The following is a 12,774-nucleotide window of genomic DNA, read 5'->3' as shown; positions in this document are numbered from 1 at the left end:
CCGGGGCGGGCGGCCGCCGTCCCTCGTGGGGACGGCAGCCGCCGCCTGCGGCCTTCACCTGCCCTTCGGACTAGCGCACGTGCGGTGAAGGCACTTACTTGCGTACTTGCTTGGTTGCTGCTGCCTTACGGGCCCTCACGGGCCGGTACTGCTCGCCCGACTACTTGCCGACGCCCAGGACCGCGAGGTCGATGCGGCCCATCGAGTCGTTGAAGTAGACGTTGGTCAGACGCGGGTTGTGGTAGATCAGCGCCTTGTCGAAGTTGATCGGCAGGTAGAGCGCCTTCTCCATGACCTTCTGGTTGATCTGGCCGTAGAACGGGGCGGCGGCCTCGGGGGTGGCGGCGGCAGCGGCGGTCTTGAACAGGCCGTTGATCTCGGGGTCGTTGACCTCGGTGTAGTTGTTGTTGCCGTTCGGCAGGATGAACGATCCGTCGACCAGCGGCTGCAGGAAGCCCGAGCCGGAGTTGTAGTCGGCGCCCCAGCCCATGACGATGATGCCGTAGTTCTTCTTCTTCACGTTCTCGGGCGAACCGATCGTGGAGGAGGAGAGCTTGCCGTCGTACTGGTCGATCGTCGCCTTGACGCCGATCTTCGCGAGCGCGGCCTGGAGGGACTCGGCGCTCTTGACCTCGGGGGCGCGGTTGTTGCGGACCGCGATGGTGGTCTCGAAGCCGTCGGGCTTGCCACAGGCCTTGAGCGCGGCCTTGGCCTTGTCCGTCTGCGGCTTGCCGGACGTCAGGTTGAACGGGTCGTACTTCTTGTCCGAGCCGGGGATGCCGGGCGGCAGCATGTTCGCGCCGAGGTCACCGCTGGTCGGGCCGCCGCGGGCGTTCTGCAGCGACTTCGGGTCGGCCGCGTAGATGACGGCCTTGCGGCACTCGATGTTGTCGAACGGCGCGACCGTCTGCGGGAAGGCGAAGTAGCGGATGTAGCCCGTGTAGGGGTTGTCCGCGTTCTTCTTGAGGTTCGAGTCCTTGAGGATCTTGTTCTTCGCGGCCTGCTGGACACCGGTGCCGTCGACGGCGAGGTCGATGTCGCCGGAGAGCAGGCGCTGGTCCATGTCGTCCGGGTTGGTGGTGACCGTGAAGGTGACCTTGTCCGGCAGACCCTTGCGGATCGTGTCGGTGGCCGGGTCCCAGTTCTCGTTGCGGACGAAGGTCGCGCCCTTGCCCGAGGCGAAGGACTCCACCTTGTAGGGACCGGTGGAGACCGGCTTGTTGGTGTAGGAGGCGCCCTCGTCCTTGCCCGCCGGGACCGGCGAGGAGGACGGCATGGCCAGCAGGTACTTGAAGTCGGAGTTGGCGCTCGCCAGGTTGAAGACGATCGTGTGGTCGTCCGGCGTCTCGACGGACTTCAGGCCCATCTTGTTCGGGTCGGTGTCCTTGTAGGGACCCGGGTACTTCTGGCCCTGGTCGAGCAGGTCGATCAGGTACGTCGGACCGCCGGACAGCACGTCCTGCGCGAAGACGCGCTCGATGCCGTACTTGAAGTCCTTCGCGGTGATCGGCGAGCCGTCGTCGAACTTCACGCCGTCCTTGATCTTGACGGTGTACGTCTTGCCGTCGTTGCTCAGGACGGGCTCGCCCGCGGCGAGGTCCGGGACCAGCTTGGTGCCGGCCGCGCCGGGCTTGCTGTCGTAGGCGTACAGCTGGCGGATGTAGAGGCGCTGCAGGTTCCACACGAAGCCGTAGTAGGCGCGCGCCGGGTCGAGGAAGTCGACGTCCTGCGGGGACCAGAGCTTCAGCTCGCCGCCCTTGGCGTCGGAGGCGTTGACCACGGCGGCGGTGGCGCCGCTGTAGCCCTTGTCCCCCTTGTCGTCGCTGCTGTCGGCCTTCTTGTCGTTGCCACCGCACGCGGCGGTCAGCGACAGGGCGGCGATCACGGCGGTGATCGCGAGTGCCTGCTTTCTGCGGATCACGGTTGTCCAACCTCCAGAGGTGGGTGAATCGAAGAAGCGGTTCAGCTGCCCTTGGGGTCGAGTGCGTCACGCAGCCCGTCCCCGAAGAGGTTGAACGCCAGGACGGTGATGAAGATCGTGATACCCGGGACCACCATGTACATGGGGTCGTCCTGGTAGATGGGGACGGCGTCGGAGAGCATCTTTCCCCAGGAGGCCGTGGGCGGCTTGACGCCGGCGCCCAGGAAGCTGAGGGCCGCTTCCGTCAGGATGTTGGTCGGAATGATCAGCGTCGAGTAGACGAGGATCGGCGCGATCAGGTTGGGCAGCAGCTCCTTGATCAGGATGTAGCCGCGGCCCGCGCCGAGGCTGCGTGCGGCCTCGACGTACTCGCGTTCACGCAGGGAGATCGTCTGGCCGCGGACGATGCGGCCGATGTACGGCCAGCCGAAGAAGCCGATGACGACGATCAGCACGCCCATCCGGACGCCCGAACCCTCGAACCCCCAGAGGGAGTTGGGGACCACGGAGACCAGGGCGATGGTGAACAGCAGCTGCGGGAAGGCCAGCAGCAGGTCCATCACGCGGCTGATGACGGCGTCGACCCAGCCGCCGAGGAAGCCGGCCAGGGCGCCGAGCAGGCTGCCCAGGACGACCGAGACGAAGGCCGCCAGGAAGGCGACGACCAGGGAGATGCGGGCGCCGTAGACGATCCGGCTGAACACGTCGCGGCCGTTGGTCGGTTCGACGCCCAGCAGGAAGTCGGAGCTGATGCCGCCGAAGGAGCCGAGCGGCGTGCCCAGGTCCGGGTCGATCATGTCCTCGTGGAACTCGTTGGGATCGTGGCCCAGCAGGCCCACGATCAGCGGCGCGAAGACCGCCACCAGGATCAGGAGGATCACGACCACGCCGCCGGTCAGCGCGACCTTGTCGCGCTTGAGCCGCATCCAGGCGATGCGGCCGGGCGAGCGGCCTTCGATGGCCTTGGCAGGGACGTCGGCTACGGACACGGGTGCGGGCGTTTCCGCGCTCGTGTCGTGCAGTGGTGCCGTCATCGTGGTGGGGACCCCTCTCGGCCGACGGGTGGCCGGCCCATGCCCGCCGCTGTGGCGGCGTTGGTGCGGAGTGGCGCTCGGAGTGCTCGGGACACGTGGAACGCGTGCGAAGTGCGGTGGGAGGTGCGGACTGCGAACTGCGGACTGCAAGGTGCTGCGAACTGCAGGTATTACGAACTGCTGTGCGAATTGCCGTGCGGAGCGAGGTGCGGTGCAGCCGAGGTGCAGGAGGTGCGTGAAGTACGGGAAGTGCAGGAGGTGCTGTGTGAAACAACAAGCCAAGTCCACGTGCCGAGCCGCGCCCTGGAGGACTGACCGGCTCTTGGGTGGGGAGTCTTCATCGGGCGCTCGACCAGCCGCCAGACCCGCAGATGAATGGATGCGCAACCGTGATCTGACGCCCCGGTTCCCGTTATCCGGACTCCGCTCACGGCTCAGCGGAGCAAGACCGTCCGTTCGGTGCGCAAACGGACATGACGGCCAACCCATAGGATGAGTGCGTCAATTGGACGTCCAACAGCGGTGATATCCGGACAAGGCGAAAGCCGCCGGGAACCGTGGTTCCCGACGGCCGAAGGTCCGTCGAAGGTGCCCGTCTCAGGCTCCGGGCACACCCGCGCGACTCCCTGTAGAAGGGTCGGCACGGGGCCCCGATCCGGCCCGCGGGAGCCGGTCAAGTGGTTTTCCGCGTGGGTCAGTACGTCGCGGCCTGGCCCTCGCGGTCGTAGAACGGCCTGGTCTGCGCCCGCAGCCACATCGCCACCGGGTCGTGCTCGTCCGCCAGCGCGACCGTGCACACCGGCACGCCCTCGGGGACGGCCCCGACCGACTGGCGCATCATCTCGCGTACGGATTCCAGCGCGGGCGCGGAGGCGTCGTACAGGTCGAGCCCCACCGCGAGGTAGGCCGTCCCGAGCGCGGGCTGGACCCACGCGCGGCGCAGTGACCTGACGGCCGGGGTACGGTGCGCGTGCTGGGTCAGCAGCCCGTAGAACTGCGGGAGCTCCAGGGCGGGCTCGGAGAGCCGCAACGGGCCCGCGGGCATCCGGTCCAGGCCGGTGGCGACGCGGCGCAGGTCGGCCCAGGGCACGCCGAGGCCGCCGCCCGGGGCGTGCGGGTTGACCCACAGCCCCCAGCGGTCGGGGTAGAGGGCGCGGGCGATGTCCCGGCCGGTGACGACCTCGTAACCGCGGTTCCAGCCGCTGGCGGCCAGCTCCTGGGGCGAGGTCACGCAGGGCGCGTACCCGAGGCCCTCGACCTCCATGCCGCCGTACTGGGCGTCGGGCGAGCCCGGTTGCCCCTGCCACAGCAGCATCCACAGCCTGCCCTCGGTGAGGGCGTGCAGGAATGACTCATAACTCTCATAGCGCCCGGGAGTCACCTGGCGCAGCATGTGCTCGACCTGCCCGGCCGCGGCCGTGCCTGACGCACTCACCCGGTACCCCTCTTCGTCCGCCCGTCGTCCACCCGTACCAACCAGCTTAAGCGGCGCTAGGGAAGGTAGAAGGGGCGTACGCGCTCACGAATCCAGTCCGTGACCGGGTCCTCGGCCGCCTCCAGGAGGATCAACTGCACGGGCCAGGGCGCGGGTACGCGGGCCAGGGCGCGGCCGAGGGCCTCCAGCGGGGCCGCGCGCGTCCCGGGATCCCATCCCACCAGCTGGACCCCGATGTAGAGCTGCGGGGGGCCGGCCTCGACGCTGGCGAGGCAGCGGTGCGCGGCGGTGACCACGCCGGTGGCCCGGAACTCCTCGGCGGCGGCGGCCAGGAAGTCGACGGGGTCCTCCTGCCAGTCGGGCTCGTAGAGCCGGACGCGGCCACCGCTGGCGGGGCCGTCGAGCGGGGTCCGGCCGGCGCGGCACAGCTCGGCGACGACGGCGGGGGGCAGCGGCACCCCGACGGCGCCCTCCGGGTTCACCGCGATGCCGAGCTGCGGGGGCAGGCCGCGGGCGAACTCGACGGCGGGGGCGACGGCGAAGTCCATGGTGGGGCCGGCGCCGTGCCGGAACTGGGCCTCCGAGCTGTAGACGGGGACGTACGCCTCCCCGCCGATCAGCATCGTCGGGAGGTCGAGGGCGGCGTGGTCGGGACTGCCGCCGTGGGGCAGGGGCACCCAGAGCCGGCTGCGGCCGAGGACCTCCAGGATCTGCGGTCCGGCGTCCGGGCGGCCGAGCGCCGCCCCGAGGACCTGTTCCAACTCGTTCGCCGGCCAGCCGCTGCCCTGCATGTACCCCTGCCTCCGTACGGTCGCGCCCCGATGTCGCCCCGAGGCTACCGCCCCACCCCGAGCGCCCTTCGCGCGTCCCCACCCCCCTCGACCCGCAGCCCGCACAGGGCCCCTGAGAGCACGGCATCTGCGCCCCGGAGGCGAAGCAGCCCTAGAAGAAGCAGATCCGGGTCACCGCCGCCGCCGAGCGGCGGTCCAGGATGACCGCGGAGTCGCATCCCGCCGGCAGGCGACCGGCCTCGGCGTCCCGCAGCAGCCGCCCCACCGCACCCCGGTGGCGCGCGAAGGCGTACGCCGAGACCCGGCGCCCCCGCGCCCGCTGCCCGGAGCGGGCCTCCTCGGCCGTGGTGTCCAGCAGGAGCAGGTGCAGCGACCTGCCGCGCCGCCGGGCGGCGGCGGCGAGCATCCCCCGCACCCACACCTGGGTGCCGCAGTCGTGGACCACGACGGAGTCCCCGGTGCGCAGCCGCCGCCACAGGCCCCAGTAGTGCGCGGCCCGCACCAGCGGCCGGTACGCGGCGTACGGCAGTGCCCCGGGCATCCGGCGCTCCCAGCGCTCGCGGACGTCCTGGGAGTCGATGCCGCCGTCCTCGGCCGCCCGCTTGATCAGGGTGCTCTTGCCGCCGCCGGGCAGGCCGGAGACCACCACGATGTCCCCGGCGGGGAATCCGAGCCGCCGCGGCCCGGCCACCGCCGTGCCGCGCAGGTCGCGGATCCGGCCGGCCGGCCGCGGCCGCGTACTGCGCTGGGCCGGGACCCCGTCCACCGTTCCCGTCGCCGCCAGCACTCCGAATCTCCGCACAGTGATCGTCTCCCCCCGAATCGGGTCGCCTGGACCCCGTGCCCACTGAGTGTAAAGAGACGGTAATCCGGTGGCCTCGGTTCCGGTCCCGTCCGTTCTTCCAGGGCCCCACTGCCCGCTCCCGAGCGTCCCGTGCAATGATGTGCGCCATCTGGACACCAACTGCATACCGGCCGCTTGAATCCGCGCGGGAGAGTCCCGGCACGCCGTGAGGCCGTGCCCGGGCGCCGAAGGAGCAAGTACCTCCCTTGAATCTCTCAGGCCCCGTACCGCGTGGATGAGGCAGATCTGAAAAGCGAGCGACGACGTGTCCGTCCCCCGACGGCCGCCGCGCGCTCCACCCAAGGTGCAAGCCAGGGCGTCCCGCCGTGTCGCGGGAACTCTCGGCGAACCTCTCAGGTTCCGATGACAGATGGGGAGGATCGTCCTCGTCATGTCATGCCCTGGGACCCGGGAGCCACACCCATGAGCACTGCCCCCCGCCTGACCGCGCTCGACGCGCTGCACCGCTCGCTCGGTGCGACCATGACCGACTTCGCGGGCTGGGACATGCCGCTGCGCTACGCGAGTGAGCGCGACGAGCACAACGCCGTACGGACCAAGGCCGGCCTGTTCGACCTGTCCCACATGGGCGAGATCACGCTGACCGGCCCCGAGGCCGTCAAGGTCCTGGACTACGCGCTGGTGGGCAACATCTCCACCGTCGGCGTCGGCCGCGCCCGCTACACGCACATCTGTCAGGAGGACGGCGGGATCCTGGACGACCTGATCGTCTACCGCCTGGGCGAGACCGAGTTCATGGTCGTCGCCAACGCCTCCAACGCCCAGGTCGTCCTGGACGCCCTCACCGAGCGCGCCGCCGGCTTCGACGCCGAGGTCCGCGACGACCGCGACGCCTACGCGCTGATCGCCGTCCAGGGTCCGGAGTCCCCCGGCATCCTGAAGTCGCTGACCGACGCCGACCTGGACGGCCTGAAGTACTACGCGGGCCTGCCGGGCACCGTCGCGGGCGTGCCGGCGCTGATCGCGCGTACGGGCTACACGGGCGAGGACGGCTTCGAGCTGTTCGTCTCCCCCGAGCACGCCGTGGAGCTGTGGCAGGCGCTGACCGAGGCCGGCAAGGACGCGGGTCTGGTCCCGGCGGGCCTGTCCTGCCGCGACACGCTGCGCCTGGAGGCGGGCATGCCGCTGTACGGGCACGAGCTGACCACCTCCCTCACCCCCTTCGACGCCGGGCTGGGCCGGGTCGTGAAGTTCGAGAAGGAGGGTGACTTCGTCGGCCGCGCCGCCCTGGAGGCCGCCGCCGAGGCCGCCGCCACCAAGCCGCCGCGCAAGCTGGTCGGCCTGATCGCCGAGGGCCGCCGCGTCCCGCGCGCCGGATTCCCGGTCGTCGCCGGCGGCGAGGTCATCGGCGAGGTCACCTCCGGCGCCCCGTCCCCGACGCTGGGCAAGCCGATCGCGATGGCGTACGTCGACGCGGAGCACGCCGCGCCCGGGACCTCCGGCGTCGGCGTGGACATTCGCGGTACGCATGAGGCGTACGAGGTCGTGGCCCTGCCGTTCTACAAGCGGCAGAAGTAGTCGCCGCAGCCGCACGGCCGGCCGTACGGCCGTGTCCCGGCGCCCCGGCGCCCGTCTCGGTCCGCGAGACCACTGTTCACATCCACTCCCCCGCATCCAGGAGAATCAGGTCATGAGCAACCCCCAGCAGCTGCGTTACACCAAGGAGCACGAGTGGCTGTCGGACGCCGTGGACGGCGTCGCGACGGTCGGCATCACGGAGTTCGCGGCCAACGCGCTCGGTGACGTCGTCTACGCCCAGCTCCCCGCGGTCGGCGACACCGTCACCGAGGGCGAGACCTGTGGCGAGCTGGAGTCGACCAAGTCGGTCAGCGACCTGTACTCCCCCGTCTCCGGTGAGGTCGTCGAGGCCAACCAGGACGTCGTGGACGACCCGGCGCTCGTCAACACCGCTCCGTTCGAGGGTGGCTGGCTGTTCAAGGTGCGCCTCTCGGAGGAGCCGAAGGACGTGCTCTCCGCCGACGAGTACGCCGCGCTCACCCACTCCGACAACTGACACCCCAGGGGATCCTGATGTCCGTTCTGAACACCCCGCTCCACGAGCTCGACCCGGACGTCGCCGCGGCCGTCGACGCGGAGCTCGTGCGCCAGCAGTCGACCCTGGAAATGATCGCGTCGGAGAACTTCGCTCCGGTCGCCGTCATGGAGGCCCAGGGCTCGGTCCTGACCAACAAGTACGCCGAGGGCTACCCCGGCCGCCGCTACTACGGCGGCTGCGAGCACGTCGACGTGGTCGAGCAGATCGCGATCGACCGCATCAAGGCGCTGTTCGGCGCCGAGGCCGCGAACGTCCAGCCGCACTCCGGTGCGCAGGCCAACGCCGCCGCGATGTTCGCGCTGCTCAAGCCGGGCGACACGATCATGGGCCTGAACCTGGCCCACGGCGGTCACCTGACCCACGGCATGAAGATCAACTTCTCCGGCAAGCTCTACAACGTGGTCCCGTACCACGTCGACGAGACCGGCGAGGTCGACATGGCCGAGGTCGAGCGCCTCGCCAAGGAGTCCAAGCCGCAGCTGATCGTCGCCGGCTGGTCCGCGTACCCGCGCCAGCTGGACTTCGCCGCCTTCCGCCGCATCGCGGACGAGGTCGGCGCGTACCTGATGGTCGACATGGCGCACTTCGCCGGTCTGGTCGCCGCGGGTCTGCACCCGAACCCGGTGCCGCACGCCCACGTCGTCACCACCACCACGCACAAGACCCTCGGCGGTCCGCGCGGCGGTGTCATCCTGTCGACGCAGGAGCTGGCCAAGAAGATCAACTCCGCGGTCTTCCCGGGCCAGCAGGGCGGTCCGCTGGAGCACGTGATCGCGGCCAAGGCGGTCTCCTTCAAGGTCGCGGCCTCGCCCGAGTTCAAGGAGCGCCAGGAGCGCACCCTGGAGGGCGCGAAGATCCTCGCCGCCCGCCTGGTGCAGGACGACGTCAAGGCCGTGGGCGTGGACGTCCTCACCGGCGGCACCGACGTGCACCTGGTCCTGGTCGACCTGCGCAACTCCGAGCTGGACGGTCAGCAGGCCGAGGACCGCCTCCACGAGGTCGGCATCACGGTCAACCGCAACGCGATCCCGAACGACCCGCGGCCCCCGATGGTCACCTCGGGTCTGCGGATCGGCACGCCGGCGCTGGCCACCCGCGGTTTCGACGCCGAGGCCTTCACCGAGGTCGCCGAGATCATCGCGCAGGCCCTGAAGCCGTCGTACGACGCCGACGACCTCAAGGCGCGCGTCTCCGCGCTCGCCGCGAAGTTCCCGCTGTACCCGTCGCTCTAAGCAGCCGCGGTGGGGCCCGGCCGCGTTTCCACGGGGTCGGGCCCCTTTCATGACCTAAGTCCCTGGTGGATGCCACCTATCGCCTCTGAAACATTAAAAAATCGGCAAATAGGGTCGCAATAAAGGCATCTCCCTCAGGACGGACACCCTCCATGGACATGAGCGCGGCGAACCGAAAGGGGCTCAGCCTCTTCGCGCTGATCATGATCGGCATCGGCTCGATCTTCGGCTCCGGCTGGCTCTTCGGCGCCGGTACGGCCGCCCAGGTCGCGGGCCCGGCGGCGCTCGTCGCCTGGGTCATCGGCGCGGTCTTCATCGGCATGATCGCCATGACCTACGCCGAGGTGGGCGCGGCCTACCCGATCCCGGGCGGCATGGCCCGCTACGGCGCCCTCTCGCACGGCCCGGTGCTCGGCTTCATCACCGGCTGGGCGGTGTGGATCGCGGTCGCCTCGCTGATCCCCATCGAGTCGATCGCCGCGACGCAGTACATGTCCTCTTGGAGCTTCGGCTGGGCCGGTGACCTGGTGGACGCCGGGTCCCACGAGCTGACCGCCTTCGGCATGGCGGTGGCGCTCGCGCTGACCGTGCTGCTGTGGCTGTCCTGCTACTGGTCGGTCCAGCTCCTCGCGAAGATCAACGCCGGGCTGACCCTGGTCAAGTTCGCCATCCCGGTCCTCGCCGTCGTCGCCCTGGTCGCCTCGGGCTTCCACACCGAGAACTTCAGCGCCCACGGCGGCTTCGCCCCGAACGGCTGGACGGCCGTCCTGACCGCCGTCACCACCTCGGGCGTCGTCTTCGCCTTCAACGGCTTCCAGGCCGTGGTCAACCTCGGCGGGGCCGCCAGGAACCCCGGCCGGGCCATCCCGATCGCCCTGGTCGGCTCGCTCTCCCTGGGCCTGGTGATCTACCTCGCCCTGCAGACGGCCTTCCTGGGATCCGTACCGCCGGAGCACCTGGCGCAGGCCGGCGGCTGGTCGGGCGTGAACTTCAACAGTCCCTTCGCCGAGCTCGCCAAGCTGCTGATGATCCACTGGGTCGTGGTGATGCTCCAGTTCGGCGCCTTCATCTCCCCCGCCGGCTCCAACATCGCCAACGTGGCCTCCGCCGCGTACATGGTGCAGAACCTCTCCGAGACGGGCTTCTTCCCCAAGCGGCTCAAGGAGACCCACCCGGTCTACGGCACCGCCCGCCCGGCGATGTGGATGAACCTGGGCTTCTCCGTCCTCCTCCTGGTGACCGTCGGCCACAGCTGGAAGACCCTGGCCCCGGTCATCTCGGCCGCGATGGTGATCTCGTACCTGATCGGGCCGGTCGCGGTCGGCGTCCTGCGCCGCACCAGGCCCGGCCTGCCCCGCCCCTTCCGGCTCCCCGCCGCGACGGTCCTGTGCCCGCTGACCTTCGTCTTCGCCGCCTGCGCCCTCTACTGGTCGCAGTGGCCCAACACCGGCATCGTCACCGCCCTGACCCTGCTGGCCGCCCCGATCGCCGCCCTGGTCCTGTCCCGCAAGGGCGAACGGGACCTCCTGCGCCAGTTCGCCCCGGCCTGGTGGATCGTCTTCTTCCTGGGCGCCCTGTCCCTCCTGTCCCTCCTCGGCTCCACCGACTTCGGCGGCCGCGGCGTCCTGCCCGGAGGCGTCGACATCGCCCTGGTGGCCGCCATGGCGCTCGTCACGTACTTCTGGGCCGTCCGGGCGGGCGTCAGGGCCCACCGGGCGGGCCTGATCGGCCCGGACCCGCTGCCGGACCGTACCGAAGGCCCCGCCGGGGGCTCCACGACACCGGAGCGCGAGCTGTCTCACGTCTGACGGACCCGTCCGGGAGCCGAACCGTTCATCTCCACGCGATACGCTCGACTGCCGGACAAAATCCGCGGATCCACCCCTCTGATCCACCCCCCGGATCCACCCCCGGATCCTCTCCTGCCCCCCTCCCCACCCACGAGCAGACAAGGGAGTCCGCCAGTGGCCATCTCCGTCTTCGACCTCTTCTCCATCGGTATCGGCCCGTCCTCCTCCCACACGGTCGGCCCGATGCGCGCGGCGCGCATGTTCGCGACGCGGCTGAAGAAGGACGGCGTCCTCGCCCAGACCGCGTCCGTGCGCGCGGAGCTCTTCGGCTCCCTCGGCGCGACCGGCCACGGCCACGGCACCCCCAAGGCGGTTCTGCTCGGCCTGGAAGGGCACTCCCCCCGCACCGTGGACGTCGAGAGCGCCGACGCCGAGGTGGAGCGCATCCGCCAGAGCGGCCGGCTGCGGCTGCTGGGCGCGGAGATAGGCGACGGACACGAGATCGCCTTCGACGAGCCGAACCAGCTGATCCTGCACCGCCGCCGCTCGCTGCCGTACCACGCGAACGGCATGACCCTCTTCGCCTACGACGAGTCCGGCGCGCCCCTGCTGGAGAAGACGTACTACTCGGTCGGCGGCGGCTTCGTCGTGGACGAGGACGCGGTCGGCGAGGACCGGATCAAGCTCGACGACACCGAGCTGAAGTACCCCTTCCGCTCGGGTGACGAGATGCTGCGGCTCGCCAACGAGACGGGCCTGTCGATCTCCTCCCTGATGCTGGAGAACGAGAAGGCCTGGCGCACCGAGGAGGAGATCCGCGAGGGCCTCCTGGAGATCTGGCGCGTCATGCAGGCCTGCGTCTCGCGCGGCATGTCCCGCGAGGGCATCCTGCCCGGCGGGCTGCGCGTCAAGCGCCGCGCCGCCTCCACGGCGCGCCAGCTGCGCACCGAGGGCGACCCGATGATGCACCGCAGCGAGTGGACGACGATCTACGCGATGGCGGTCAACGAGGAGAACGCGGCCGGCGGCCGGGTCGTCACCGCGCCCACGAACGGCGCCGCGGGCGTCCTGCCGGCGGTCCTGCACTACTACATGAACTTCGTGCCGGGCGCCGACGAGGACGGCGTGGTCCGCTTCCTCCTCGCCGCGGGCGCGATCGGCATGCTCTTCAAGGAGAACGCCTCCATCTCCGGCGCCGAGGTCGGCTGCCAGGGCGAGGTCGGCTCGGCCTGCTCCATGGCGGCCGGCGCCCTCGCCGAGGTCCTGGGCGGCACCCCGGAGCAGGTGGAGAACGCGGCGGAGATCGGCATGGAGCACAACCTCGGCCTGACCTGCGACCCGGTCGGCGGCCTCGTCCAGATCCCCTGCATCGAGCGCAACGGCATGGCCGCCGTGAAGGCCGTCACCGCCGCCAAGATGGCGATGCGCGGCGACGGCAGCCACAAGGTCTCCCTCGACAAGGTCATCAAGACCATGAAGGAGACCGGCGCCGACATGAAGATCAAGTACAAGGAGACCGCGCGCGGCGGCCTCGCGGTCAACGTCATCGAGTGCTGACCCCACGCGCGTAGCAACGGTGGCGCGGTCCGCCGCCGCAGGTCCGTCGAGCCCGCTCTCCCCCGGAGGGCGGGCTCGTGCGCGTCCCGGCTA

10 protein-coding genes and 1 riboswitch are annotated in these 12,774 nt (G+C 70.4%); of the genes, 5 read left to right on the top strand and 5 right to left on the bottom strand.

Going from position 1 to position 12,774, the window contains the following annotated elements; translation table 11 throughout:
- Nucleotides 1–160 precede the first annotated feature (160 nt).
- The 5 genes from ABZW32_RS01830 to ABZW32_RS01810 form a co-directional block, all read right to left on the bottom strand.
- Nucleotides 161–1,921 (bottom strand): ABC transporter substrate-binding protein, encoded by a 1,761-nt coding sequence (locus ABZW32_RS01830; protein WP_356209832.1) that lies wholly within the window; start codon nucleotides 1,919–1,921, stop codon nucleotides 161–163.
- Nucleotides 1,922–1,962: 41 nt separating this feature from the next.
- Nucleotides 1,963–2,955 (bottom strand): ABC transporter permease, encoded by a 993-nt coding sequence (locus ABZW32_RS01825; protein ID WP_266842425.1) that lies wholly within the window; start codon nucleotides 2,953–2,955, stop codon nucleotides 1,963–1,965.
- Between the two features lie 694 nt (nucleotides 2,956–3,649).
- Nucleotides 3,650–4,390, bottom strand: coding sequence for an enhanced serine sensitivity protein SseB C-terminal domain-containing protein (locus ABZW32_RS01820; RefSeq protein ID WP_356209829.1), 741 nt, complete (start codon nucleotides 4,388–4,390; stop codon nucleotides 3,650–3,652).
- Nucleotides 4,391–4,446: 56 nt separating this feature from the next.
- Nucleotides 4,447–5,181 (bottom strand): enhanced serine sensitivity protein SseB, encoded by a 735-nt coding sequence (locus ABZW32_RS01815; protein WP_356209827.1) that lies wholly within the window; start codon nucleotides 5,179–5,181, stop codon nucleotides 4,447–4,449.
- A 151-nt stretch (nucleotides 5,182–5,332) separates the two neighbouring features.
- Nucleotides 5,333–5,947 carry an AAA family ATPase gene (locus ABZW32_RS01810; RefSeq protein ID WP_356209972.1) on the bottom strand — a complete coding sequence of 205 codons (615 nt, stop codon included), beginning with the start codon at nucleotides 5,945–5,947 and terminating at the stop codon, nucleotides 5,333–5,335.
- Nucleotides 5,948–6,161: 214 nt separating this feature from the next.
- Nucleotides 6,162–6,265: riboswitch (glycine riboswitch) on the top strand.
- A 183-nt stretch (nucleotides 6,266–6,448) separates the two neighbouring features.
- Between ABZW32_RS01810 and gcvT the strand changes: the two genes are divergently transcribed.
- The 5 genes from gcvT (at nucleotide 6,449) to ABZW32_RS01785 (ending at nucleotide 12,681) form a co-directional block, all read left to right on the top strand.
- Entirely contained in the window at nucleotides 6,449–7,564 is a 1,116-nt protein-coding gene (gene gcvT, locus ABZW32_RS01805; protein ID WP_356209825.1) for a glycine cleavage system aminomethyltransferase GcvT, read from the top strand.
- 112 nt (nucleotides 7,565–7,676) lie between these two features.
- Nucleotides 7,677–8,060: a glycine cleavage system protein GcvH gene (gcvH, locus tag ABZW32_RS01800; RefSeq protein ID WP_030236063.1), complete on the top strand. Its 384-nt coding sequence runs from the start codon at nucleotides 7,677–7,679 to the stop codon at nucleotides 8,058–8,060.
- A gap of 17 nt (nucleotides 8,061–8,077) precedes the next feature.
- Nucleotides 8,078–9,334, top strand: a complete 1,257-nt coding sequence (glyA, locus tag ABZW32_RS01795) for a serine hydroxymethyltransferase (protein ID WP_356209823.1) — start codon at nucleotides 8,078–8,080, stop codon at nucleotides 9,332–9,334.
- 152 nt (nucleotides 9,335–9,486) lie between these two features.
- The gene (locus ABZW32_RS01790) at nucleotides 9,487–11,142 is read left to right on the top strand and encodes an APC family permease (RefSeq protein WP_356209821.1); all 1,656 of its coding nucleotides are present in this window, start codon (nucleotides 9,487–9,489) and stop codon (nucleotides 11,140–11,142) included.
- Nucleotides 11,143–11,298: 156 nt separating this feature from the next.
- A complete protein-coding gene (locus ABZW32_RS01785) occupies nucleotides 11,299–12,681 on the top strand; it encodes an L-serine ammonia-lyase (protein ID WP_356209818.1) in 1,383 nt (460 codons plus the stop codon).
- Nucleotides 12,682–12,774: the final 93 nt, after the last annotated feature.

The organism is Streptomyces sp. NPDC004667, assembly GCF_040609475.1.
Classification (GTDB): domain Bacteria; phylum Actinomycetota; class Actinomycetes; order Streptomycetales; family Streptomycetaceae; genus Streptomyces.
The sequence above is the reverse complement of the archived record's forward strand: the minus strand, read 5'-3'. Positions and strand labels throughout refer to the sequence as shown.